The sequence below is a fragment of the Arenibacter algicola genome, assembly GCF_018860365.1.
GTDB lineage: Bacteria > Bacteroidota > Bacteroidia > Flavobacteriales > Flavobacteriaceae > Arenibacter > Arenibacter algicola_B.
Genome location: NZ_JAHKPO010000024.1, coordinates 234413 through 260299, shown reverse-complemented (window position 1 = coordinate 260299; position 25887 = coordinate 234413). Strand labels below are relative to the sequence as shown.

The 25887-nt window shown below is 38.6% G+C and carries 25 protein-coding genes; 17 read left to right on the top strand and 8 right to left on the bottom strand.

From position 1 onward, the window contains the following. Window positions 1-202: 202 nt before the first annotated feature. Complete coding sequence (locus tag KO529_RS19765; RefSeq protein WP_031445631.1) at window positions 203-493, bottom strand: HU family DNA-binding protein; 291 nt, start codon at window positions 491-493, stop codon at window positions 203-205. Between the two features lie 130 nt (window positions 494-623). Here KO529_RS19765 and mutY point away from each other — a divergent pair, with 130 nt between their 5' ends. From mutY to gldD, 4 genes are read left to right on the top strand one after another with little or no spacing between them, the layout of a single operon-like run. After that, window positions 624-1661, top strand: coding sequence for an A/G-specific adenine glycosylase (gene mutY / locus KO529_RS19760; RefSeq protein ID WP_215949577.1), 1038 nt, complete (start codon window positions 624-626; stop codon window positions 1659-1661). 24 nt (window positions 1662-1685) lie between these two features. Further along, window positions 1686-2153, top strand: coding sequence for a single-stranded DNA-binding protein (locus tag KO529_RS19755; RefSeq protein ID WP_215949576.1), 468 nt, complete (start codon window positions 1686-1688; stop codon window positions 2151-2153). Window positions 2154-2178: 25 nt separating this feature from the next. Next, window positions 2179-3507, top strand: coding sequence for a gliding motility-associated protein GldE (locus KO529_RS19750; protein WP_215949575.1), 1329 nt, complete (start codon window positions 2179-2181; stop codon window positions 3505-3507). Continuing rightward, window positions 3497-4051 carry a gliding motility lipoprotein GldD gene (gene gldD, locus KO529_RS19745; RefSeq protein WP_215949574.1) on the top strand — a complete coding sequence of 185 codons (555 nt, stop codon included), beginning with the start codon at window positions 3497-3499 and terminating at the stop codon, window positions 4049-4051. Before KO529_RS19750 ends, gldD begins: the two co-directional genes overlap by 11 nt. A 7-nt stretch (window positions 4052-4058) precedes the next feature. Here the strand turns inward: gldD and KO529_RS19740 are convergent, their stop codons facing one another. Next, entirely contained in the window at window positions 4059-4478 is a 420-nt protein-coding gene (locus tag KO529_RS19740) for a hypothetical protein (RefSeq protein WP_215949573.1), read from the bottom strand. Between the two features lie 422 nt (window positions 4479-4900). Here KO529_RS19740 and KO529_RS19735 point away from each other — a divergent pair, with 422 nt between their 5' ends. From KO529_RS19735 to rpmA, 3 genes are all read left to right on the top strand, one after another. Further along, window positions 4901-5356, top strand: coding sequence for a DUF4199 domain-containing protein (locus tag KO529_RS19735; protein WP_215949572.1), 456 nt, complete (start codon window positions 4901-4903; stop codon window positions 5354-5356). Window positions 5357-5456: 100 nt separating this feature from the next. Then, window positions 5457-5990 (top strand): 50S ribosomal protein L21, encoded by a 534-nt coding sequence (gene rplU, locus KO529_RS19730; RefSeq protein ID WP_111622451.1) that lies wholly within the window; start codon window positions 5457-5459, stop codon window positions 5988-5990. A 24-nt stretch (window positions 5991-6014) separates the two neighbouring features. Continuing rightward, window positions 6015-6275, top strand: a complete 261-nt coding sequence (rpmA, locus tag KO529_RS19725) for a 50S ribosomal protein L27 (protein ID WP_031445623.1) — start codon at window positions 6015-6017, stop codon at window positions 6273-6275. A gap of 90 nt (window positions 6276-6365) precedes the next feature. On the opposite strand, the gene KO529_RS19720 is transcribed toward rpmA, so the two are convergent. Together KO529_RS19720 and ahcY are read right to left on the bottom strand one after the other, a co-directional pair. After that, window positions 6366-7469, bottom strand: coding sequence for an SDR family oxidoreductase (locus KO529_RS19720; RefSeq protein ID WP_215949571.1), 1104 nt, complete (start codon window positions 7467-7469; stop codon window positions 6366-6368). Window positions 7470-7579: 110 nt separating this feature from the next. Further along, on the bottom strand, window positions 7580-8896 hold the full coding sequence (gene ahcY, locus KO529_RS19715; protein ID WP_215949570.1) for an adenosylhomocysteinase: 1317 nt from the start codon (window positions 8894-8896) through the stop codon (window positions 7580-7582). Between the two features lie 189 nt (window positions 8897-9085). Between ahcY and KO529_RS19710 the strand changes: the two genes are divergently transcribed. The 8 genes from KO529_RS19710 to KO529_RS19675 all read left to right on the top strand — a co-directional run bounded on the left by KO529_RS19710 (window position 9086) and on the right by KO529_RS19675 (window position 16188). Then, window positions 9086-9718 carry a 4'-phosphopantetheinyl transferase family protein gene (locus KO529_RS19710; RefSeq protein WP_215949569.1) on the top strand — a complete coding sequence of 211 codons (633 nt, stop codon included), beginning with the start codon at window positions 9086-9088 and terminating at the stop codon, window positions 9716-9718. 338 nt (window positions 9719-10056) lie between these two features. Then, window positions 10057-10695: a nicotinamide riboside transporter PnuC gene (gene pnuC, locus KO529_RS19705; protein WP_215949568.1), complete on the top strand. Its 639-nt coding sequence runs from the start codon at window positions 10057-10059 to the stop codon at window positions 10693-10695. Further along, window positions 10650-11213 carry an AAA family ATPase gene (locus KO529_RS19700; RefSeq protein WP_215949567.1) on the top strand — a complete coding sequence of 188 codons (564 nt, stop codon included), beginning with the start codon at window positions 10650-10652 and terminating at the stop codon, window positions 11211-11213. Before pnuC ends, KO529_RS19700 begins: the two co-directional genes overlap by 46 nt. Then, window positions 11213-12751 (top strand): DUF4301 family protein, encoded by a 1539-nt coding sequence (locus KO529_RS19695; protein ID WP_215949566.1) that lies wholly within the window; start codon window positions 11213-11215, stop codon window positions 12749-12751. The genes KO529_RS19700 and KO529_RS19695 overlap by 1 nt, the downstream gene beginning before the upstream one ends. Window positions 12752-13029: 278 nt before the next feature. Beyond that, entirely contained in the window at window positions 13030-13341 is a 312-nt protein-coding gene (locus KO529_RS19690; protein WP_247095946.1) for a hypothetical protein, read from the top strand. Between the two features lie 359 nt (window positions 13342-13700). Further along, on the top strand, window positions 13701-14003 hold the full coding sequence (locus tag KO529_RS19685; RefSeq protein ID WP_215949565.1) for a hypothetical protein: 303 nt from the start codon (window positions 13701-13703) through the stop codon (window positions 14001-14003). Between the two features lie 376 nt (window positions 14004-14379). Further along, window positions 14380-14679 (top strand): hypothetical protein, encoded by a 300-nt coding sequence (locus KO529_RS19680; protein ID WP_215949564.1) that lies wholly within the window; start codon window positions 14380-14382, stop codon window positions 14677-14679. A 150-nt stretch (window positions 14680-14829) separates the two neighbouring features. Then, the gene (locus KO529_RS19675; RefSeq protein WP_215949563.1) at window positions 14830-16188 is read left to right on the top strand and encodes a sigma-54-dependent transcriptional regulator; all 1359 of its coding nucleotides are present in this window, start codon (window positions 14830-14832) and stop codon (window positions 16186-16188) included. Here KO529_RS19675 and KO529_RS19670 read toward each other — a convergent pair. Further along, window positions 16163-18634: a hybrid sensor histidine kinase/response regulator gene (locus tag KO529_RS19670; RefSeq protein ID WP_215949562.1), complete on the bottom strand. Its 2472-nt coding sequence runs from the start codon at window positions 18632-18634 to the stop codon at window positions 16163-16165. The genes KO529_RS19675 and KO529_RS19670 overlap by 26 nt on opposite strands. Before the next feature lie 328 nt (window positions 18635-18962). On the opposite strand from KO529_RS19670, the gene KO529_RS19665 reads away from it, so the two are divergent. After that, window positions 18963-21134 carry a TonB-dependent receptor gene (locus tag KO529_RS19665; protein ID WP_215949561.1) on the top strand — a complete coding sequence of 724 codons (2172 nt, stop codon included), beginning with the start codon at window positions 18963-18965 and terminating at the stop codon, window positions 21132-21134. A 132-nt stretch (window positions 21135-21266) separates the two neighbouring features. Here KO529_RS19665 and KO529_RS19660 read toward each other — a convergent pair whose 3' ends face one another. From KO529_RS19660 to KO529_RS19650, 3 genes are read right to left on the bottom strand one after another with little or no spacing between them, the layout of a single operon-like run. Next, complete coding sequence (locus KO529_RS19660) at window positions 21267-22643, bottom strand: Gfo/Idh/MocA family protein (RefSeq protein WP_215949560.1); 1377 nt, start codon at window positions 22641-22643, stop codon at window positions 21267-21269. 48 nt (window positions 22644-22691) lie between these two features. Continuing rightward, window positions 22692-23786, bottom strand: coding sequence for a PmoA family protein (locus KO529_RS19655; protein ID WP_215949559.1), 1095 nt, complete (start codon window positions 23784-23786; stop codon window positions 22692-22694). Window positions 23787-23840: 54 nt separating this feature from the next. Continuing rightward, on the bottom strand, window positions 23841-24437 hold the full coding sequence (locus tag KO529_RS19650; protein ID WP_215949558.1) for a 3-keto-disaccharide hydrolase: 597 nt from the start codon (window positions 24435-24437) through the stop codon (window positions 23841-23843). A gap of 457 nt (window positions 24438-24894) precedes the next feature. On the opposite strand from KO529_RS19650, the gene KO529_RS19645 reads away from it, so the two are divergent. Then, complete coding sequence (locus tag KO529_RS19645) at window positions 24895-25884, top strand: Gfo/Idh/MocA family protein (RefSeq protein WP_215949557.1); 990 nt, start codon at window positions 24895-24897, stop codon at window positions 25882-25884. Window positions 25885-25887 lie beyond the last annotated feature (3 nt).

Sequence of the window (25887 nt, the reverse complement as noted above, 5' to 3'; positions counted from 1 at the left end):
TACAGGTTGTATAAACCCGTCGAAATTCTTTTATGAATTTCTATGTCAAGGAACGTATAAAAGGAAAAAGTAGTTGTAACAACTACTTTTTCTTGTGTCGGTTAGCTCTCCGGCGTTTTTTACGCTTGTGGGTAGCTACCTTATGTCTTTTTCTTTTTTTACCACTAGGCATAGAGGTCTACTTTTTAAGATTAATATTATTTTATTTGACTTGTACATTACTTTTTACACCTTCTACAAATACCTTGGCCGGTTTAAAGGCAGGGATGTTGTGTGCGGGGATTTTAATGGTAGTATTTTTGGAAATGTTCCTACCTGTTTTTTCAGCTCTTGTTTTAATGATAAAACTGCCGAAACCTCTTAAGTATACGTTGTCTCCGCTTTCTAAAGATGTTTTAACCTCATCCATGAAAGATTCCACAGTTGCTTGTACATCTCCTTTTTCAATTCCCAGTTTTTCTGAGATTTTCGTTACAATTTCCGCTTTCGTCATTTTAACTAAATAAATTTCTAAAGAATTTTTTTTCGGGATGCAAATATATGAATTAAATTCAATCTTTCATTGCTAAGGAACTTAATTTTAAGTTGGTAAACCATTACTTTTGTAAATTAGGCCCAAGTAAATGAACTTTTCCAGAATTATTTTAGAGTGGTACGAGCTAAATAAAAGGCTTCTTCCTTGGCGTAGCACCAATGACCCTTACCGTATTTGGCTGTCGGAAATTATGCTCCAACAGACCCGCGTAGCGCAAGGTATACCTTATTATTTGAAGTTTGTGGAGGCTTTTCCCAAGGTACAGGATTTGGCCGCTGCATCGGAAGAACAGGTGCTTAAGTTGTGGCAAGGTTTGGGGTATTATTCCAGGGCCAGAAACTTACTTGCCACTGCAAAAATAATTACTGAAAAATATGAAGGAAAATTTCCAAATACCTATAAAGAGCTGATGCAATTGAAAGGTATTGGCGATTATACGGCCTCTGCAATAGCTTCAATTTGTTTTGACCGGCCAGAGGCGGTGGTAGATGGAAATGTCTATAGGGTTTTGGCCAGATATTATGGTATAGACCTGCCCATAAACAGTTCGGAAGGCATTTTGTACTTTAAAGAATTGGCCAAAGATATTATGGATGTCGAAAATATAAGGGACTACAACCAGGGAATTATGGAATTTGGCGCCCTGCAATGCACTCCCAAGAATCCGGACTGCAGTAGCTGTCCCCTGCAGAAATCATGTCTGGCCCTTGCAACTAACCACATAGACAGCCTTCCGGTAAAAATAAAAAAGAATAAGGTCCGTGATCGTTATTTTAATTACCTGGTATTGGTAGATGAAAATAACCAGACTTTATTGCAACAGCGAAAAGGAAATGGTATTTGGCAAAATTTATATGAATTTCCATTGCTGGAAACCGATAAGTATATAGATCAGGGAGAAGTTGCGGGTAATTTGAGAGAATTGGTAGCGTTGGAGGAGCCCTCCGAAATTTACCTTTATAATGAAAGTAAAATAGTTCATAAACTTTCACACCAACATTTGCATACTAGGTTTTGGATCATCACCTTTGAATCCAAACTTGAAAATGGAATACAAATAGCTGAACTTCATAAATATCCTGTTCCAGTTTTAATTGCAGATTTTATAAAAACGTTTAAAATTTAGTACTTTTGAACTTTACTTTGAGTTATGAGCGGAACACTAAATAAAGTTATGCTGATCGGGCATTTGGGAGATGAGATTAAAATTCACTTTTTTGAAGGTGGAAACTGCATAGGGAGATTCCCGTTGGCTACCAATGAGACCTATACCAATAAGCAGACAGGGGAAAGGGTAACCAATACGGATTGGCATAATATTGTGGTGCGGAACAAGGCCGCTGAAATTTGCGAAAAATACCTTAGTAAAGGGGATAAAATTTACGTGGAAGGTAGACTTAAAAACCGTCAATGGCAAGGGGAGGATGGCAACACCAGGTATACTACCGAGGTGCATGTTCAGGATTTTACTTTTTTGACCACAAAAAAAGAAAGTATGGCCAATGCCCAATCAAGTAACCAGAATCAACCACAACAGGGTACATCTGCCACAACAAATAAGGTTAACGAGCCGTTAGGTAACAACGGACCTGAAGAGGAAGATGATTTACCATTCTAGACTAATTAAATTTAAAGACTGACTATTGGACCCAGACCCCCTTAGTTTATTATTGAATTTTATTGCAATCGATAGCGGTTTTGCTCTTAAAATCGCATTACTTTTTATTTTGTTGTCTTTTTCTGCCCTTATTTCTGGGGCTGAAGTCGCTTTTTTTGGCCTCTCACAAACCGATGTTAACGGGATAGAGGAAAAAAAGACTGCCAAAGGAAAAATCATTGTTACGCTCCTTGATCGTCCCAAAAAACTTTTGGCCACTATATTGATTGCGAACAATGCTATAAATATTGGGGTGGTATTATTGTTCAATAACATTGGCGACACCATTTTTGCCGACATTACATATGTTGTTTTGGGACTTGTTCCGGTGCGCTTTCTTCTGGAGGTAGTAGTGGTCACCTTTTTAATTTTGATGTTTGGGGAGATTTTGCCCAAAGTTTATGCCAATCGCAACAGATTTACCTTCGCCTTTTTTATGGCCTTTCCTTTAAAGTTGTTGGATTTCCTATTTTCGCCTTTAAGTTTGCCAATGAGGTCGGCTACCATATACCTATACAATAAATTGGGCAAACAGAAATCCAATCTTAACGTGGGCCATTTGTCCCAGGCATTGGAGCTCACTTCGGAGGGGGATACTACCGTAGAGGAACAAAAAATACTGGAGGGGATCGTCTCTTTTGGAAATACGGATACCAAACAGGTGATGCGTCCCAGGATTGATATTTTTGCCCTTAATGAGGAAATGAAATTCCTGGAAGTTTTGGCGGAGATAAAAACACATGGGTATTCCAGGATTCCGGTTTTTTCTCAAAATATGGATAATGTTTTAGGAGTACTTTATGTTAAGGATCTCTTGCCCTACATAGACCGAAAAACCTTTAATTGGATGTCCTTGATCAGGGAGCCTTATTTTGTCCCGGAGAACAAAAAATTGGACAATTTGTTACTGGATTTCCAGACCAAGAAAAATCATTTGGCCATTGTTGTTGATGAATATGGAGGCACTTCCGGGATAGTAACCCTTGAGGATATTATAGAGGAAATAGTTGGGGATATAAGTGATGAATTTGATGATGAGGATTTAATTTTCTCTAAACTGGACGATTTTAACTACGTCTTCGATGGCAAAACGGCTTTGAAGGATTTTTATAGAGTGGCCAAAATTGAGGATGAGGATGATTTTGAGGAGAAAAAAGGGGAATCTGAAACAGTTGCGGGTTTTGTCTTGGAGATTGCCGGAAGCTTTCCCAAAAGGGGAGAGGTGGTAATATTCAAGGATTATCAATTTGTCGTGGAGAGCCTGGACAAAAAGCGTTTGAAACAAATAAAAATTACATTGCCACATGAAGCTTAATATCGGACTACTTATATTGTTGTTATGTCTTGTGTCGGCTTGTGAGGACAATGTTTTGCCGAAGCCCAAGGCAATGCTTAGGTTGGAATATCCTTCTGCTAAGGAAGAAGTATTGGAAACAGAGCACTTTTCTATCAAGTACAATGAAATGGCCAGATTAAAATCCGAATCCAATACCTCTTTTACATTAGACTATCCCCTTATGAAAGGTTCTATTTTTATTAATTATAAGGAAGTGAACGGCAATTTGGACAAACTCCTTACCGATGCCCAAAAATTAAGCTACGAGCATGTTGTGAAGGCCGACGGTATTTATGAGGAACCCGTTGTCAACGAACCCCATAAGGTATATGGAATGTATTATGAAGTAAAGGGCAATGCAGCCTCACAATCCCAGTTTTATGTAACGGACAGCACGAAACACTTCGTAACCGGGTCATTGTATTTTTATGCCAAACCTAATTATGATTCTATCTTGCCTGCAGCCGTACATTTGCAAAAGGATATTCGTAAAATTATAGAATCCTTACGCTGGAAGGAGTAACAATTCCCTAATTGCTTTGCAATAAATCTTCCGCCTGCTTAATACTGGAATTTATTTGATCCTTAAGGGCGTTTACTTTAGCCTCTTCCTCATCCAGCCATTTTTGTTTTTCTTCCGTCAATGCTTTTCCGTTCAGTATCTCATCCCCATCAAAACGATCGCCAAAGCCCTTCATCCAGTCCATCATGGCCTTGTGTGCTGCTTTTAATTCTTCCCTTGCGGCTACATAATCGTCGGAGGAGGCATCGTTCGTGATTTTTTCGTCCAATTGTGACACCAATTTGCCTATAGTCCCCATTTTGGGCATTACCTCATCATGAACAGCCATTACGCTTTTCATTTGTGAATTCTCCTTGTTTTGGTCTTTACAGGAGTAGGCAACCGCAATTATTACGGATAGAATAAGGATTAAATTTTTTTTTGTCATCAGATAAAGTTTATTGCTATTACAGGTGGCCAAAGTAGCCTTTTAAGTTAAATTTTAATGGGGCAGACGGTTTTTTATATAGCCGGCACCAATACTTTTTAAGATAACAAAGATACTGAATTGTGAACTTTTTATACGGGATTTGGATCCCATTCTCCTGAAAATCGATGGGGATTATATGGCATACATGAATAATTTCCGTGATAATTGATCCAAAAACTGTCCGTGATCCCAATAACACCAATTTCATTAACATCCTTTCGGGAAAGGAAGGGTCTGTTTGGCCATTAAATACGGTGATTACAAAGTGGGGCCATAGGTTTCGAGGGTAAAATGGACTATAAAATCAATTCCATGTTAATTTCCGTGCATAAATCATTAAAATTCTGTAAATTAAATGCATAACCTAAAAATTCTATACAATGAAACAATTTGCACTCCCTATTAGGTTTGGCATAGCTGTTAGCGGCTCATTAATCGCCTATTTCTTATTGTTGTCTCTTTTTAATCTTCACACCAATATTTTTTATAGTCTTTTTAATGGTGTAATAACTGGCTTCGGAATATATGAAGCCATAAAATACTTTAGGGTAAAGGAAGGGCCTTCATTTAATTATGGCAAAGGTTTTACCGCGGGGATTGTTACTGGCTTTGTAGGCACATTGATTTTCACAATTTTTTTCGCCTTTTATGCAACCGAGATAAATCTGGGATTTTTGGATGAACTCTCCAAAGTATGGTTCAGGGATTATAACACTTCTGAAGGCATTGTATTCTTTACCGTGGCCATTATGGGCTTTGCTACTTCTTTGGTATTGACCCTTTCGTTTATGCAGTTATTCAAGACTTCCAACAACCTCAAAAGAAAATCGGTTTAAAAATCTCAAAAATCACTTGTGGATTAAGGATTTAGGAGTATATTTGCACCCGCCTAAGTAAATATTAGGCTTGTTCTTAAATTTATAAATAACACAAGCTATGTACGCAATTGTAGAGATAGCAGGGCAGCAATTTAAAGTTGCGAAAGACCAAAAAGTGTATGTTCACCGTTTACAAGACGAAGAAGGTAGCAAAGTAACCTTTGATAACGTTCTTTTGTTGGAAGATGGTAGTAACATTACAATTGGCGCCCCAGCTATAGACGGAGCCGCTGTTGAGGCTAAAGTCATTAAGCACCTAAAAGGTGATAAGGTAATTGTCTTTAAAAAGAAAAGACGTAAAGGTTACAAAAAGAAAAACGGTCACCGTCAGTATTTAACTGAATTGGTAATAGAAGGTATCATTGCCTCTGGAGCCAAAAAATCCGAAAAAAAGGCGGAACCAAAAAAAGAAGCTAAACCTGCCGCTAAAAAAGCAGAGGTAAAAGCAGAAGCACCTAAGAAGGTGGAAGCAAAAGCTACCGAGGATTTGAGTAAAAACACGGTTGCTGAGCTAAGAGAATTGGCAAAAGCTAAGGGAGTTGAAGGTTATTCTTCAATGAAAAAAGCTGAATTAATTGCCGCTTTAAGTTAATAACAAGAATTAAAACAATATATCATGGCACATAAGAAAGGTGTAGGTAGTTCTAAAAACGGTAGGGAATCAGAATCAAAACGCTTGGGCGTTAAGATTTATGGTGGACAAGCTGCCATTGCTGGGAACATCATTGTAAGACAACGTGGTACAAAGCATAACCCAGGAGAAAATGTTTATGCAGGAAAAGATCATACTTTGCATGCAAGGGTAGATGGTCTTGTAAAGTTCCAAAAGAAAGCTGGAGGCAAATCTTATGTTTCTATTGAGCCTTTTGAAGCTTAATATATTCTAGCTATTGAAAATTAAAAAACTCTTTCCAGCAATGGAAAGAGTTTTGTGTTTTTACGGACTCTACTGAATAATGTATTTGTTTTACCACTTCTGATTTCTAAAATTCTTGGCTTTGGCAAAAGCAACGGTTTCAGATAAATAATCCACTAGGTTGTAGTTGGGAATGGGCAGGATGCTCTCCAAAAGGCGTGTATCCCATTCGTTAGGCTTAGAGGTCATATACGGGTGTAAATGCAGTCCTATGGTTTCATAGTAAAACTCTTCCAGCTTTGAAGAAAATCCCGTTGAGGTATCAATTTGATCTTCGGTAAAACTAAAATTAGAGAAACCTACTACCTTCAATATTTTGGAAATGCCTTTTTTCATGTTCGTCTCTTTGGAATTAACAATGTTCAATTGTTGAATTTCCGTAGAAATCACCCTGGCAATCACCTGGGCGGCATAGTCCGTTGGAATAATATTTAATCCAGTTCCTGTTTTGGTAGTAATACGTATAGCATCCTTGGAATTGCTATTGTGGAAAAACTTCGCAAAAAGGTAAAAGACCATGTATTTTGATATAAAATAATTTGGGCTCTCATTAATATTTCCTCCAAGAACGCTGGGCCGCAAAATTTGAATTGGAATATTTTTTTCCTTACCGGCCTTTAATAGAAACTTCTCCGAGGCGTGTTTGGAGGCCTCGTAATGGTTACGGTAGTTACCGTTTTTTATATAGGTATAATCATTTTGCAATAATCCGCCTATATTCCCTGCAGCAAATGCTGTACTGATGTAGACAAATTTTACAATGCGACTGCAGTACGTATTGAATATTTCTTTGGTAAACTGTAAATTTTGACTGAATATTTCCTCCTTGGCGCTAGGATCTGTAGATAAATTGACAAAACCGGCCGAGTGAATAAAATAATCCAATCTATTGTTTCCTAGAAAAGAGGTTGGATTTAATAGTTCTTCCGCATCTATCGTGACTATTTTTTTTAAGACTTCAGGAAGGTTCTTTTTTATAAAATCTGTTGCGAACTCACTTGATACTACATTTTTGACACGTTGTTCAGGACTAACCGAAGTTTTCTTACGAACAGGGAGATAAATGGTTTCAATACTTTGAAAGCGAAGTTCCAAAAGCGAAAATAATACTCTAGAACCCAAGGTTCCAGTAGCTCCGGTTAAGAGTATGTTCATTAAGTTGATGTAGGAATTAAAAAATCAAAATCCTTATCTGTTTGAGTGTGATAAGGATTTTGATTTTGCATTAAAAAGCTTTCTTGGATTTTTTCAAACAAGAATGGAATCTAGTACCTGTAATAATCGGGCTTAAAAGGACCCTCAACGGTAACCCCAATATATTCTGCCTGTTCCGGTCTTAAAGTTTCCAATTCCACTCCCAATCTGGAAAGGTGCAAAGCGGCTACTTTTTCGTCCAAATGTTTTGGAAGCATATATACGTCATTCTTGTATTTGTCACTATGGTTCCAAAGTTCCATTTGAGCCAGGGTTTGGTTGGTGAACGAGTTGCTCATTACAAAACTTGGATGACCGGTAGCGCATCCCAAGTTTACCAATCTACCTTCGGCCAAAACAATTATATCCTTTCCTTCAAGGGTGTATTTATCTACCTGAGGTTTTATTTCATCCTTGGTATGGCCGTAATTCTTGTTCAACCATGCCATGTCTATTTCATTGTCGAAATGGCCAATATTACACACAATGATTTTGTCTTTCATCGCCTTAAAATGCTGCGACTGTATAATATCCTTATTTCCGGTAGTGGTTATTACGATATCGGCATTTCCAATAACAGTATCCATTCTTTTTACCTCAAATCCGTCCATAGCTGCCTGTAGGGCACATATAGGATCAATTTCGGTAACCGTAACAATAGAACCCGCACCTTTGAAAGATGCTGCCGTGCCTTTTCCTACATCGCCATATCCGGCAACTACCACTCTTTTACCTGCAAGCATGGTATCTGTAGCCCTGCGAATAGCATCTACAGCACTTTCCCTACATCCGTATTTGTTGTCGAATTTGGATTTGGTAACAGAATCGTTAACATTGATGGCAGGCATTGGCAAGGTTCCTTTTTTTACCCTCTCATAAAGTCTATGAACACCGGTGGTAGTCTCTTCGGAAAGACCTTTGATACCTGAAGCCAATTCTGGGTATTTGTCCAAAACCATATTGGTAAGGTCTCCCCCATCATCCAAGATCATGTTTAGGGGTTGGCGATCTTCCCCGAAAAACAAGGTCTGTTCAATGGCCCAATTAAATTCATCTTCGTTCATTCCCTTCCAGGCATATACGGGCACTCCAGCAGCGGCAATAGCTGCAGCAGCCTGATCTTGGGTAGAGAAAATATTACAAGAACTCCAAGTTACCTCTGCTCCTAGGGCAACCAGAGTCTCAATGAGTACCGCTGTTTGTATGGTCATATGCAAACACCCGGCAATACGGGCGCCTTTAAGAGGCTGTTCTTTTCCATACTCTTCCCTTAAGGACATTAGGCCGGGCATTTCGGCTTCCGCAAGTTCAATTTCTTTTCTTCCCCATTTGGCCAAGCCAATATCTTTTACTTTATAGGGTACGTAAGGAATGGTTTTAGTACTCATAAACTTTTTTTGTTATAGTTAATTGCTCATATTCGTATTCAAATAAGTTGGAGGTATAGATCAAAAATAATATAAATGAAGAATATCTTTGATTAGCCTATTTCTTCTCCTTTTTTATTTTTATTTTAGTAATAGAACAATTTTCTTATTTTTTGCATTTGCAAAGGTAGTAATAACTTAAATAATCTAATGCCTCTTTACAAAACAATAACAGTTGAGGACAACGCTAAGGTCTTGATTTGGAAAGTTGAGGAAACGGAATCCCATCTTTCTGAAGGGATTGTGCTTACGCCACATTGTCAAAAACGTATGATGGGAATGAAGTCGGAATTGCATAGAAGAGGTTTCTTGAGCATAAGGCATTTATTGGCGGTAGAGGGCTATGTAGACCATGATCTATTTTACGATGATGCTGGCAAACCTCATTTGACAGATGGCAAGTTCATCTCCATTACACATTCCCACGAATTTACAGGAATTATTATTTCGGATACCAGAGAGGTAGGAATTGATATTGAAATGCAACGCGATAAGATTCTGAGGATAGCCAACAAGTATACTCCTTTGGAGGAATATAAAACTGTTGCAAATTCAGAAGCTTTGATCAGAAAACTTACCATTGTTTGGGGAGCAAAGGAATCCTTGTACAAGATATATGCCCAGCACGGTCTAAGTTTTTTACATCATATAGATATTACGGATTTTTCTTTGTCCGACTCGGAGACTACGGGTACCATTCTATACAAGGGAAAAACTTCCCATTACGATATTATATTCTTGGAATTCGAAGGATATACCTGTGTGTATGCCATTAAAAATTAGTGGGCTATAATATAACCCCCTTAGCACTATCTAAAAACCTAATATCACAGCTCTCTTTTATCGGTTTAAGTTAATTCCTTATTAGACAATCAATCTAATAAACACGGTAATGGAGAAGTATTTTTCCTGATAAACCCCAATATTTTTAATGGGAACAGTTATTTTTGGTCAATATAGATTGATTAAAGCCTTGCCATAATCACCAGAAGGAGACCTATTGAATAATGTATATTTCTTCAGGGCTTTTGTAGCGGTTGAATGTAATGTCAAATCTTCCATTGAATTGTTGGAAAATGGTTTGATAAGGTTGAAAAATGTAAAATCTGACCGGAGTAACTATGAGCCCCATTTTTGATTGGATTTTTGCCCAATACCAAGATACTCCCACCCATTTGATAATTTTGGAAATGGTAGGGGTGTTTTTCGGATTTTTAAGTGTTTGGTACTCCATGCGCGAGAATATACTGGTTTTCCCTACAGGGATCCTTAGTACTGGGCTGTTCGTATATATTCTTTTGGTTTTTGGGCTATTGGGAGATATGCTGATCAATGCCTACTACTTTGCAATGAGTGTCTACGGGTGGTATGTATGGACAAGAAAGGTTGATGAGACCCATTTTATTCCCATAACAACAACGACTGCCAAAGAAAAAAAATGGACAGTCGTTCTATTTGCTGCTACTATTTTGTTTATTGCTCTGGTATATGTGGTATTCGATAAGTTGGATAGTTGGACAGCTTATGTGGACACCTTCACAACAGCCATATTCTTTGTAGGAATGTGGCTCATGGCTAAGAAAAAACTTGAAAATTGGGTATATTGGATTATTGGCGATGTAATATCGGTTCCATTATATCTTTATAAAGGACTTATATTTACATCTCTGCAATATTTATTGTTCACTATTATTGCCATTTTCGGATACCTTGCATGGAAGAAAAGTTTAAACAAGAGCCCTCAAGTATTATTAAAGTAGTTTTATTTGGTCCGGAATCTACGGGAAAGACCACCTTGTCCCAGGATTTGGCCGAGCATTACAATACTGTTTGGGTACCTGAATATGCACGTGAATACCTTCAGGATAAATGGGATAAAGAAGGTAAAACCTGTGAGCCAAAAGATTTGTTGCCCATTGCTGAGGGTCAGATCAAATTGGAAAATTCCCTTACCAAAAAGGCCAATGAGGTTTTAATATGCGATACGGATCTTTTGGAGACCAAGGTATATTCCGAAGCTTATTATTTGGGTTACTGTGATCCGGTTTTGGAGGCTTACGCCTTGCAGAATAATTACGATATCTATTTTTTGACCTACATAGACATTCCTTGGGAAAAAGACGATTTAAGGGATAAACCAAATGACCGTGAACGAATGTTTCTTTATTTCAAGGATACTTTGGAAAAATATAACAGGAATTTTATTATCTTAAAGGGTGATAAAAAAACACGGCTGACAACGGCCCAGAACTACATTAACCAACTACTAAAAAAATAATGGAATTAACGGAAGCAGACAAAAAACAATTAGAAAAAAAGGGTATTTCTAAGGAAAAAGTTCTTGGTCAAATTGATACATTTAAGGAAGGTATTCCTTTCGTGAGATTGGAAAAGGCCGCGGTAGTATCCGATGGAATTTTTAAATTTTCCGAGGCAGAGGAGCAAAAGTTTATTAAAAAATTTGAGGATGCAAAAAAGAAGATTTCACTTCTAAAATTTGTGCCGGCTTCCGGTGCTGCATCCCGAATGTTCAAGGCTATGTTCAATTTTCTGGACACCTATGATCCCAAAGCCGAAAAATTCGAGGCCTATTTGGATCGGACCAAGGATAAGGACGTTAAAACCTTCTTTGATGGGTACAAAAATTTTGCCTTTTATGACCTGATTCAAAAACGTATAGCCGGTAAAACGAGCTCTAAGGATGAGGAAAAGTACCTTTTTGTAAAGGAGATGTTATTGCCGGAAGGCTTGGATTTTGGATTTTACCCAAAAGGCCTTTTACCCTTTCATGACTATGGCAAGCATAGCGCTACACCTTTTGAGGAACATTTAAAAGAGGCTGTTGCCTACGCCCAGGCAAATAATGAGGCAAATCTACACTTCACCATTTCTGAGCAACATGGCGAAATGTTCAACAAGGAATTTAAGATTGCCGGGGAGCGGGTGGCAAAGGATGCTACAACCTCCTTTACGGTAAACTATTCCTTCCAGAAACCATCAACAGACACTATCGCGGTAACTTTGGACAATAAGCCCTTCAGAAATTCCGATGGTTCCCTGTTGTTCAGACCAGCGGGTCATGGGTCGTTGATAGAGAACCTGAATGATCAGGATGCAGACATTATTTTTATAAAGAATATCGATAATGTGGTGGTTCCAAGATTTTCCGACGATGTTGCCAGAAGCAAAAAGATATTGGCGGGACTGCTCTTGGAATTACAAAGCAAGGCCTTTGAATATGCCAAGGTGTTGGATGGGGATAATTTAACTTCCGAAATATTGGAAACTATAAAGTTGTTTTTGGAAAGGGATTTAAATGTCCGATTTTCAGATAAATACGGTGGCTTTAGTATAGGGCAGCAAATAGAAATTTTAAAGGATAAGATCAACCGTCCAATTCGTATTTGCGGAATGGTCAAGAATGAAGGCGAACCTGGGGGTGGTCCGTTTTGGATAAGGGATGCCCATGATCATATTTCACTTCAAATTATTGAATCTGCACAAGTTGATATGGATAATCCGGCACAGGTCGATATCTTAAAGAACTCTACCCATTTTAATCCGGTAGATTTGGTCTGTGGGGTTAGAAATTATAAGGGAGAGAAATTTAATTTACTCAATTTTGTAGATACCAAACAAGGATTTATTACGCAAAAGACCAAAGAAGGTAAGGATTTAAAGGCTTTGGAGCTACCGGGTCTATGGAACGGTGCCATGGCCTTCTGGAATACCATTTTTGTAGAAGTTCCCTTGGTGACCTTCAATCCGGTAAAAACAGTAAACGACCTGCTGAAACCTGCCCATCAGGTAAAATAGATTTGTGGTCAACATTTTGGATTATCATCCACTTTTTTTGTCTGGCTGATTTTCCATTTCAAACAGATATATAAGGTATTGTACCCAAAAAGTGTATAATTTTTATACACTTTTTGTGGTGCTATACATATTTATACATTCCTTATAGATACAAAAAATAATTTAAACAATTGATTGTCAATGAATTGAAAATGAAATTATTTATATGTATACGTTGGCACAATTTTCCTTCTGTGTTCTGTGAGAAAAAATTAGTATTCACACAAAATATTAGAGATATGAAAAATGATATGAAAAGCTTGGTTTTCGCTACAGCGATGGCCATGGGAAGTTTAAGTCCAGTTTTGGCATCTCCTCCTATATTTCATGATGGAATTATGGAAGTAATTATTGCTCAAGATTTTACTGAAATAGACCTTGATCAATTGCCGGACACAATTACAAAGGCTTTGGAGAAAGATCATGCTGGAGCCGTAATAAACAAGGCGTATGTAAATGAGGAAGCTGAATATAAATTGGAGGTTACTTTTTCCGATGGAACAAACTCCGAATTGTACGCCGATGCTGAAGGCAACTGGATTGACATGTAATATATTGGCAAAGTAAGTTATATATGAATTTGAATTAGCAGGGCTACCGCATGGTAGCCCTTATTAGTTTCTATAGGGGAGTGGCCTCCAATTTTATTATTGGTGTCTTAGTGATAGAGGTGTATAACTGATGCTACAATTGTTACTTTTTATGGATTTTCAAGTTAGAACCGTCTCCCCGAACTGTGGTCACAGTGTGTAATTTTAACACAAGTGAAACCCTTAATACCCATTATTACACAGTTTCAGTACAATAGCAAGAATATATTAAGTTATTGATAATCAAGTTAATAAAGTTTATTATTGATTTCGGTATCGTTTTTCCATTGATAATGGTAATAAATATTAAAATTAGAATCATGAGAAAGTTATTTTTTGGAATTGCATTATCAATAACCAGTTTAACCGCCTGTGCACAGGAGAACAAAGCAGTAAAGGGGGTGGTTACGGAAATAAGCGTTGCCCAAGATAAGTTCTCGGAAATAGGGGCAGCAGAATTGCCCGAAGCTGTGACCAAGGCAATAGACACTTATTATCCATCTGCGGTGATCAATAAAGCATATGTAAACAATTCCCAACAATTTAGGTTGGATATAATTTTGAAGGAAGGTAATAGCGGTACCATATATGCGGATAAGGATGGGGATTGGATAGAAAGATAGGATGCGCTTATTTTGATATTATTGGTGCGTCCAATGATAATGGGATCGTATAAACGATCCCATTTTTTGTTTCTGACCTTTAAAAGGTTAAGTATGGTACTCAATTAATAGAATAATCATTTGATTAGGAGCTTTACCCAATTAATTATTAGGTAATACGGAATTTGTTTTTGGAATATAAAAAGGATACATAGGAAGAAGTGTTTAGTTTTTACCCATTATAAGAGTTGGATACCCAAAAATACACAGTTCAATTTTTTATGAAATTTCAATAACACTCACATTGACAGTCATTTACATTTATATCTGGCGTTGGTTGAATTTTGGTATCATATTTTCAATAGGTATAACAAGTTTAACTATTAAAATGAAAATCATGAAAAAATTATTTTTTGTAGCAGTATTATCATTCGGAAGTCTAACCGCATTTGCCCAAGGTGAAGATGTAGCCCTAGAAACTACACAAACCGCAATAGCTCAGGACGACTTCTCTGAAATAGAAACAAGTGATTTACCAGAAGCGGTTTCAACAGCGGTTTCTAATGACTATCCTTCCGGTAGTATCAGCAAGGCTTATGTAAATAAGCAAGAGCAATATAAATTGGAAGTAACCTTGGAGGACGGTACTACAGGTACTTTGTATGCCGATAAGGACGGTAATTGGATAGAACTATAGGAAAACTTGAATTATTTGTTTTGTATCAAGTTGGTTTGGTAAGAGGGGGATTGTTTTATACAATCCCCCTCTTTTTTTATGAAAATTTTTAAAGGCAACTAACTTTCTTATGGTATTTTTACTATCCATAGTAAATTGTAATAGAAAGGTATGCCCAAACTCCTTATCATTGAAGATGACGCCGCTTTTTGTCAAATGCTCCAAAAGTTTTTGATTAGAAACGGATACGATGTCGACGTTAGTTTTACAGCCCAGGATGCCAAGACCAAATTCAAGGCAACCACCTATAATCTAGTATTGACAGATTTGCGTCTCCCCAATTATGATGGGCTGCAATTGTTATCCGATATCAAGGGGGTAAATCCAAAGACACAGGTTATTGTGATGACCGGTTATGCTGAAGTAGGTTCTGCCGTGGAAGCCATGAAAAAAGGTGCCTACGACTATATTTCCAAACCTTTTACTCCTGAGGAAATTTTAATGCAGATCAAAAGTGCCTTAAACCAGGAGAACAAGCGGCAATTGGATAGTGAGCAAAAGGAAAACCATGAGTTTGAAAATACGGTAGTTGAGCCCCAGGACAATAGGGTTGTTATTGGAATAAGTGAGGCTTCCAAAAAATTACACGAGTATATTAAGCTGGTGGCCCCAACGGACATGTCCGTTTTAATTACCGGCGAAAGTGGGACAGGGAAAGAGGTAACTGCAAGGGCAATACACGATAATAGCGAGCGTAAAGAACACAGTTTTGTGGCTGTAGATTGCGGAGCCATCCCCAAAGAAATAGCAACCAGTGAATTTTTTGGGCATGTTAAAGGTAGTTTTACGGGAGCAGTGGAGGATAAGAAGGGGCATTTTGAAGCTGCAAATGGGGGTACCTTATTTTTAGACGAAATAGGGAACCTTTCTTATGAAAATCAGATACAGTTGTTAAGGGCCTTACAGGAAAGAAAAATTAAAAGAGTAGGCAGCAATAAGGAGATAGAGGTAGATATCCGAATTGTAACGGCCACTAACGAAGACCTTACTGAGGCCGTTGAAAATGGTAGTTTTAGGGAAGATCTTTTTCATAGGATCAACGAATTTTCTGTGGAAATTCCGTCCTTGGAGGAACGCTTTGAAGACCTGCCACTTTTTGCTGATTTCTTTTTGCGAAAAGCCAACCGCTCCCTAGGAAAAAAAGTAGAAGGTTTTTCGGAGGATGTGGAGGATATATTTAAGCAGTATCACTGGCCGGGAAATCTACGGGAATTACAGAATGTGATTAAAAGGGCAGTTTTGTTGACCAGCGGGGATAAGGTGGAGAAAGGGGCCTTGCCCAAAGAAGTATATCGGAGTAAGGAAAGCAATGTTAAAGTCGATAACTTTTCCAAGGCCGATTATGAGAAGGAACAAATAGTAAAGGCCTTAAAACAATCAAATTTTAATAAGTCCAAAGCGGCGAAATTGCTGCAGATCACGAGGAAAACGCTTTACAATAAAATTAATCACTATAATTTGGACTTGTAGCCAAATACGATTTAATGGCCAGGATCAAAACAGTAGACTTATTTTGGAGGTCCCTGTAAGTTTGTTTTAAAACCTTAGGTTCCCATTGGTCAATTTCCAAAATCTCCATTTGTTCTAGAATAGGAACTATTTCCGTACTATTTAATTGACGGAACATGGGTAGCATCCTATGAGACACAACATTCACTTTCTTAATGTCCAATTCTTCTACCGCCGCTTTCAGTTTTTCCATGTTGGTTTTGGTGTCGGTAATAAAGGTCTGTAAAACTTCGGCGATACCCTCCTCATCATCCCCTAGAAAAGAGGAGATAACCCCCAAGTGGAATAAGTTGGAGCCAGAGGCGATAATAGGTTTCATTTTAGTTTCAGTTTCTTTATGTACTGCCTGGGGGAACAAGTTGGTCAATACTTCCAGGAACATATCTTTGGTAAAAGGTTTCTGCAGGATATCTGAAAAACCTGCTTCAATATACTGCTCTCTTTTTAAATCCTTTCGCCCGGTCATGGCTACTATGGGTTGCCCGGCATAATGTGAATATGTGCCGTTTTGTAGATTGCTCAACACTTCAAAACCGGTGATATTCGGCATTTGAATATCGGTCAGGACCATGTTGTACTTAAGTATTCCTGTTTTTGAAACTTCATAAAAATTATTGTAGGTATGGGCAGAGAATCCCAAATGATCACAGACTTCCTTTAATAGTTTTAGCATGGCAGGATCATCATCTATGATAAGGAGGGACAACTCAACTTTTGGGTTGATTTCAATTTTCTTGGGAGAATTCAAAGGTTTTTTTGATATCTCGAGAGGAATTTCAACTGAAAATGTACTTCCTTTATTTTCCTCGCTACGGAGACTAATTTTTCCACCCAAGAGTTCGGTGAGTTTCTTGGAAATGGTAAGGCCTAGTCCATAACCACCATATTTTTTATCCGTATGGTCCTCCGCCTGGGTGAACTCTTTAAAAATGTGCTCTTGTTTTTCTTTTTTAATGCCTATGCCAGAATCTGTGACCTCAATTAAGGTTATGTAGTTTCCGTTTGCCTCGCTTATTACCTTGGCTTCAACTTTTATGAAACCTTCATTGGTGAATTTATAGGCATTGCCCATTAGGTTGGTCAAAATTTGTCTTATCCTAAATGGATCTCCCAAAACAGGCTTGTCCAATTGCCTGTTGATATTTAATATGAGTTCTATGGGTTTCTTTAAATGTATTTCCTTTAGGTTTTCGGCAGTTTCCCGGATAAGATCGGAGAGTATAAATGCCGTCTGGTCTATTTTAATTTTTCCTGCCTCCAATTTGGAAAAATCCAACAGATCGTTTACAAGGCTATCCACATATTTTGAAGCGGATTTTACATTTTTTAAATAGGATACCTGTTTGCCTGTGAGCCCAGTGTTTTCCATTAGTTCGGAATAACCGGTTATTGTATTTAGGGGGGTGCGCAGGTCATGGCTAACAGTAGAGATTAATTGTTCCCGACTTTTTAAAAGGGATTCGGAAAATTTCTTTTCTTTCTCCAGCTGCTGTCTGTACAGTTGTACCTTCCAATAATCTTTGGTAATCAAAAAAGTAAAGAGACCCACAATCGCTATGCCCAACAAGCTGGCAAAACCGGCCACACGTAGGCTTCGTTTTAGGGCAGTTTGCTTTTTTAGGTTGTCATTATAGGATTTTGTTATTACTTCCTGTTCAAAGGCAGAAATAATACTTCGCAACTGTTGTGAAATTTCCAGATCGGCCCTACTTAATTGCAATTCTTTCTGCGCTACCGAGCGTAGGGCTTTGGTATTGCTCTGTTTGGCCTCGGCCAAAAGTGATTTGGATACCGTTAAGACCGAATCTACCCGTTGTGAAACGGGAATGTTGCTGGTGTCTTTTGGGACGTTTTCACTAAGGTATTCGGCCCATTTTTTTATGGTATTCTGCGCATCAGGAGGTAGGTCCAAATAATTGGGATTAAGGCTTTCCGGCGTAATTTTTCCAAGAGACTCCTCAATTTTGCTAAATTCCTTTAGGGCATTGTCTATAGAATTGTTGGCTTCGCTTTTTCTTTTCAATCGAAGAAGTTCATTGCTGTTGAAAACCTTTTTTTTAAGAAGCCCCTGTACGCTGTCCAACATTTCCTTTTGGTAGTCATTGACCGTAAGTAGTTTAAGGGAGTCTATGGTGATAAAGATGGAATCTATCTTTTGGGCATAGGCCGTAAAACTTTTTGGGGTCTTTTTTTGGAGTGCCAGCTTGGAAAGACTTTCCGCTTCATATAGTTCTGTAAGTAGGGAGCCTGTTTTTAGTAATTTGGCATCGTTTTCCGTTGCCGCGTCGGTAGATACAAATACCTTTATTTCTGAAAATATAAAATAAGCCACTACAAGGGTCAAAATCCCAAGCATAAGATAGCTGAACATAATTTTAAAGGTGAATTTGTTCTTTGTTTTATTCATTAATAATTCCAGTTTTTACGGCTGTTATTCTAATTTACGTATTTCAAGGCCCATTGGTCTATAAATTATAGTTAATTATTTATCTCTTTTTATTATGAAATTAGATTGGCCGTACGTAAATTTGCGCCCGTCTCAAAGGGGTGCTTGTTAGGTCAGGCTGAGATTATACCCAAGGAACCTGGGCAGGTAATGCTGCCAAGGGATGCGAAAATCGCGTTTTGGAATTTCCAACGTTTTATTTTCGATACAATTTTGTAATCGGAAAAAAACAAAAATCAATTTTTAACAAGAATAATAGCCCCTTTTATTCGTAACAAATGTATTACGGATGAAAACTATGTTCACAACGGTCGCTATCGTAGCGACAACGCTTTTGGCGATGGGCCAAGAGAAACCCAAAGATTCTTTGGAAGGAAAAGAAATTGCCTTGGATGAGGTATTGGTATCTGCCGTTAGGGTTACCAAGCAATCTCCGGTAACCTTCACCAACTTGACCAAGGAGCAGATCAAACCTAGAAATTTGGGACAGGATATTCCTATCCTAATGAATTTTATGCCAGCTGTGGTTACCACTTCCGATGCCGGGGCAGGTGTTGGTTACACAGGTATTAGAGTTCGTGGTAGTGATGGTACACGGGTTAATGTTACCATTAATGGGATTCCCTACAACGATGCCGAATCGCATGGTTCGTTTTGGGTAAACATGCCCGACTTCGCCTCTTCCACGGAAAGTTTGCAATTGCAACGTGGGGTAGGAACATCAACAAATGGGTCAGGAGCCTTTGGAGCAAGTTTAAATTTGTTGACCGATGCCGTTTCCAATGAGGCCTTTGGTCAGATTTCGTCTTCCATAGGCAGTTTTGGCACACTTAGAAATAATCTAAAATTTAGTACCGGCTTATTAAACGATCATGTAGAGATTGCCGGACGTTGGTCTAGAATAACCTCTGACGGTTACATTGATAGGGCTTCTTCAGAATTGGATTCCTACTTTCTGCAAGGGTCATATGTTGACGACAATACATTGGTCAAGGCATTATTGTTCGGGGGTCATGAAATTACCTATCAGGCTTGGAACGGTATAGATGCCGAAACTTTGGCATCTGACAGGACTTTCAATTCCGCGGGAATCTATACCGATGAAAATGGAAATACCCAGTTTTATGACAACGAAGTGGATAATTATAGGCAAAATCATTTTCAATTGCATTGGAACGAACAAATTGCAGATAATTGGAATACCAATCTGGCATTCCATTTTACGAAAGGAAGAGGGTTTTTTGAACAGTATAAGGAAGACGATGACTTTAGTACCTATGGCATTGAGCCAATAATGGTTGATGGGGAAGAAGTGGATAAGACCGATCTAATACGAAGACGCTGGCTGGTCAATGATTTTTACGGAACCACGTTTTCTGCCAATTATGATAAAGAGAGTTTAAATTTAATTCTTGGAGGAGGTTGGAACAAATATGAAGGAAGCCATTTTGGGGAAATTATTTGGGCGCGTTTTTCCAACAATAAAGATTATGAAGACAGATATTATGATGACAGTTCCACCAAAACGGACCTAAATCTTTTTGCCAAGGCCAATTATAAGTTTAGCGACCAATGGAGTGCTTATGGAGATCTACAGTTTAGGACCATAGGGTATAAGGCTAATGGCGAAGACACAGGACTTGTTGATGATACCTTTAATTTTTTCAACCCCAAGCTTGGGATTACCTATGATCTGAACATGAATAATAATTTTTACCTCTCTTATGCCAGGGCCAATCGTGAACCCAACAGAAATGATTATGAAAGTGGTAGCCCCAAGCCTGAAAAGTTAAACGATTATGAGTTGGGATGGCGCTATATTACTCCAGATGTACAGTTGAATACCAATGTGTACTTTATGGGGTATAAGGACCAATTGGTGCTCACTGGTGAACTAAATGATGTTGGAGCTCCTTTGCGTGCCAATGTAGGTGACAGTTACCGCTTAGGTTTGGAAGTGGATGCTACCATAGCCTTGGGGAATCAATTTAAAATACGGCCCAATGTGGCATTGAGCAGAAACAGAAACAGGGATTTTGTGTTTCAACGGGATGGTGAACTGCAAGAACTTGGAGATACCCATATTTCCTTTTCGCCAGATATTATCGTTGGAAACGTTTTAACTTATCAGCCTAAGGAAAATGTTCAATTTAGCTTGTTGACCAAGTTTGTTGGAGAACAATATATGGGTAATATAGATTCTGAAGGATCTAAGTTGGATTCGTATTCGCAAACCGATTTTAATGTGCAGTATGAAATCAATACCAACGGTTTTGTAAAGAGCATAGTTTTATCAGGATTGGTCAACAATATATTTGATGCCGTATATGTGTCCAATGGATACTTTTATACTTTTGATGACGATTATTCAGTGCCTGGGACCGTTACCACCTATGAAGGGGCCGGTTACTATCCGCAGGCAGGGATCAATTTCCTCCTTGGGGCATCCATAAGTTTTTAAGTACGCGTTACGTTATTATTCGGTAACTTAAAAACCCCTATGTTGGCTCAATAGGCCAACATAGGGGTTTGTTTTTATATTCCTAATATTAAAACTGTGCAGTTTAGGAGAACTAATTCTTCGGTTAGAAGATTATACTTTCTCCGGCACTATATAGGGATATCTGTACTTTCTGGTAAGCAAAAGGTCAGCTTCTTCATTGTTTATGAATTTTTCGAACTCCCCATTAAATTTTAAGGTTTCCCCGACCCTCAGCGCAATATTTGCTATCAGTGGCAGTACGGTGGACATATGACCTGTCTCAATATCGCAATTTAAATCATGATGGTTTCCTGAGCGAACCCCGTCTATAAAGTTTCCATAATGTCCCTTGCTGTCAGGGGCGGTCAAAAATGAGGTGTCGCCACCAACGGCAGCGCTTCCGGCCATTTCAGAACCTGCAAAAGGTTCTGTTTCCTTGCCTCTGTATGCTTTCCAGGTAGAGCCGTTTACTTCCATCCATCCTTCTGTTCCGTAAAACATATTCCCAATCTTAATGCCTAAATTGGCCTCGTGGTTGGTATACCTACCACGGGTTTCAAATTCCAATATTTTTCCATCCTCATATTCAAATACCGAAGTTTGGGTGTTTGGTGTTTCTTGTGAACATTCCTGGGGTGTAAATCCAAAAATACCTCCCATAGACTGCACCTTAACCGGATGTATCTTTTTATTAAGACCCCATCGAGCTATATCAAATTGATGTGGCCCTTGGTTGCCTGTGTCGCCATTGCCGGTGTCCCAGTGCCAATGCCAATTATAGTGTCCCTTTTTTTCATTATAAGGCCTATAGGTTGCCGGACCCAGCCAAAGATCGTAGTTCAAGGTTGATGGTGAAACACTGTCTGGAGAAATCCCAAAGGAATCCCTAGGCTTAAAACAGGTGCCTCTGGATAAAAATACGTCCCCAATACCGCCACGATGTAAGAAATCCATGGCCTGCATTACATTGCTTATGGATCTGTTTTGGAAACCTACCTGGACAACCCGATTATATTTTCGTGCGGCCTCTACCATTTTTCTTCCTTCCCATACATTATGGGAACTAGGTTTTTCAACATACACATGTTTTCCGGCCTGGCAGGCCCAGATGGTGGCCAGTGCATGCCAATGATTGGGAACTGCTACTACTACAGCGTCTATTTCCTTGTCCTCAAAAACACGGCGCATATCTTCCTCGGTACCTGGTTTGTTACCTTTTTGGTTTTTGGTAGCCATTTTTACATTGTCGCCCAAAACAGCAGAGTCAACATCACAAACGGTTTTAATTCGTACTCCATCATTGTACATCTCGGAAAAATTTTCCAACAAATTACTTCCACGACCCCTGACACCAATAGATCCGAGGACCACGCGGTCATTGGCACCCATAATGTTCCCGTAAGATTTTGCGGAAAAGGCAGATGCACCAACAACAACGCCGGTACTGGCAAGGGTAGTTTTTTTAATAAAGTCTCTTCTGTTGTCCATAATTATGTTTTAATAAATTCTGTATTAATAAGTTATTTGGAATAATGTTTACTGCTTTGAAAAATTGGCGAACTCCGAATCTAGCTCTGCCTTTCCCAAATTCTTGCTTGCTACTACAATCCGATGTTTAAAGGTTACATCCTCCCCTTTGTCCAGGCTTAGGTTCAAAGTTTCCTTTCCATCACTAAAGACTTCCTGTCCTAAGGGATTGGCTGCAAAAAGGCCATAGCCCCGAGTATGCCAATAGGTAGGATAGCCGGCATTGGAAGTATGGTCCAATATTGCCAGGGATATTTTTTCGTCCCCAATGTTCGATCTTAAATTAACCCAATTGGATCTTTTGCCCCAACAGTCGTCCCCTTCAATATTCTCGCTGTTAATGTAATTTCCGTTTACGCCTTCATTGTTTAAGACAGGGACACCGGTAGGGATTCCATTGGAATCGGTAAAAATATCCGGCTTGTTGGAGGGGTGCTCCAATTCGCGAGTAACCCGTATGCCCAAGACGCCTTCCTTATTGTCCTTAAAAATTACTTTTTCGTTGGGAGCAGACAGGTTGGTGATACGATCTATGGAATATTCATCGTGATCGCCTCTAAAAATAAAAGTGGTGTTTTCTTTTAACAATACCTTTCCTTCGTTAGAAACCCAATCCATGGCCACCTTTAGGCTTGCTTCCTCATTGCCGTCTTCCATACCCAGTATTTCCTTGTGAAGAATGGTGCCGTAACTTCCTCTCTTTTCTACTTTTATGGAATCCGAATTGTTCCAAAAATCCAATCCGTTAACATCACCGTAATTAAACCAAACTCCTACGTGATGCGGATGGTCCACCCTTTCCCCCACAGACGGTTCCAAGGGATATTTTCTGGTAATCTTGGTGCCCTTAGGGGTAATTAAAGGGTATAGTACCGGTTTTTTAATGTTGGTAGGATAGATATAGGAGGTAAATAGATTACCATCAATAAATACATCTACCTTTCTCTCTTGGTCGTTGCGGACCAGTTTTATTCTTTTTTCTGCCATGGGTTGAATGTCGCTCTCGGCCGTTTTATCAGACTTGGCCTGCTTGCAGGATACCATAAAGAGTAGGGCTATAAAAGTGCTTAAACCCGATTTAAGAAGTAATGTTGTTGTGTTCATTCTTGTTGATCTATATTGAATTGGATTAATTTGTTTCAAGAGATTATAATTCCACTACATTTTTCCAATTTTAATGTTTCGGAAGCTGGCGGTCATCTCGGTATTGGGGTGTAGTTGCAACCCTATGGGTCCCGTTTTAACATAACTGTCGGAAGTGTAGCTCATAACATGTTTGTTGTTGAGCCAAACTTCGTAATACCCGGCAATGGCTATCACTTTTATGGTATTCCAGTCGTTGGGCTTTAGGATTTCCTTGACGTTTTGGGCTTCTACGGGATACTTTTTTCCTACAATGTAGGGGGAGCCGGTCATATCACGCTTTAAAGAGCCCGAAATCCCCATTTGTATCTGTTCTTTGTCGTTTCTGAGGAAAATCCCCGTATCAACGGTTCCTTCATCATATCTGAAGTCGGTTTCAATTACGAAATCGGTATATTCCTTTTCGGTCCATAAAATAGAGCCCTTTTTGTCAGGACCACTTTTGGCCTGTAGTATTCCGTTTTCCACGGTCCACCATATGTTGTTTTCAGGAACAATCCATCCTTTGAGATTTTTTCCGTTAAAAGCACTTTTAAGTACTGGGTCTTGTGCATACATGTTTAACGCAATAAAATTCACTATAAGAAACGTACAAATAATTTTTGCTTTCATATAATTAAGGTTTTAACGGTGATACTATAAATTGGAATGTGGTCAATGATTATAAAATAGAGTTCTTAAATTATTAAGGAGTACATTACAGTATTGTTAATGCTACACCGTTTTTTTATAAAACTATTTAAAAACTATGTCATTTTCCAATTTTATCTGCCAAAATTTAGAGATAACTTTAAGTATTGGTAAAATACCATTACGTAGAGTTAAGAATTGTGAAGTTAGGAATGTTCTATATAGAAAAAACACAATGTGTTGTCCTGAATACCGGATAATCAAACTTGCATTTTTCAAGATTTTATTGGAAGAATATTCATTTCGATTTTATCTTTCAAAATTTTTGAAAAATTTTCAGGGCATTATGGAGAATCCTAGATTTTGTGCTGTTTAATTCATTTTATAACCGTTATTTTTGTGACTCAAGTAGATAGCCAAAACCTATAAATTTTAGATAATGAACAAAACAAGCTACACGAAACCACTGCGATGGGGAATAATTGGTTGTGGAGCGGTTACTGAAGTAAAAAGTGGACCACCTTATCAACAGACCAAAGATTTTGAATTGATAGCTGTAATGCGTAGGGATAAAGAAAAGGCGAAGGACTATGCAAAAAGACATGGTGTCCCCAAATATTATTCCAAAGCGGAGGATTTGATAATGGATCCAGAAGTAGATGCAATTTATATTGCCACACCCCCGGATACCCATAAACATTATGCCTTAATGGTGGCCGAAGCCGGCAAGCCTTGTTGTGTGGAGAAACCCATGGCGCCAAGTTATGCGGACAGCTTGGAGATATACAATGTTTTTAAAGAAAAAAAATTGCCTCTTTTTGTGGCTTATTATAGGCGCTCCTTGCCAAGGTTTCTGAAAATAAAGGAATGGATGGACAATGGTGAGATTGGGGAAACAAGACATATCCGGTGGCATCTGTCCAAGTCTCCAAGTACTGAAGATCTGGAAAAAACATACAATTGGAGGACCGATGGTGAAATTGCACCCGGGGGTTATTTTGATGATTTGGCCAGCCATGGGTTGGACTTGTTTTCGTTTTATCTTGGGGATGTTGAAAATGCCTTTGGGGTCAGCACCAATCAACAAGGACTGTATACCGCAAAAGATGCTATCGCCGCTTGTTGGATTTACAAAAATGGAGTTACTGGGGAAGGCAGTTGGAATTTTGGCACCTCGGAAAGAGTGGATATGGTGGAGATTATAGGCAGTACTGGCAAAATATCCTTTCCAGTGTTTGATGAAGGGGATATCACTCTAAGCAATGAAAATGGTACTCAAAATCTCTTTATTGATCACCCTAAGCACGTGCAGCAGTTTCATGTGGAAAACTTACGGGCGCATTTGTTGGAAAACAGGGAGCATCCTTCAACTGGAAAGTCGGGATTGCATACCAGTTGGATAATGGACAGAATCTTAGGTCAGATATAAGGG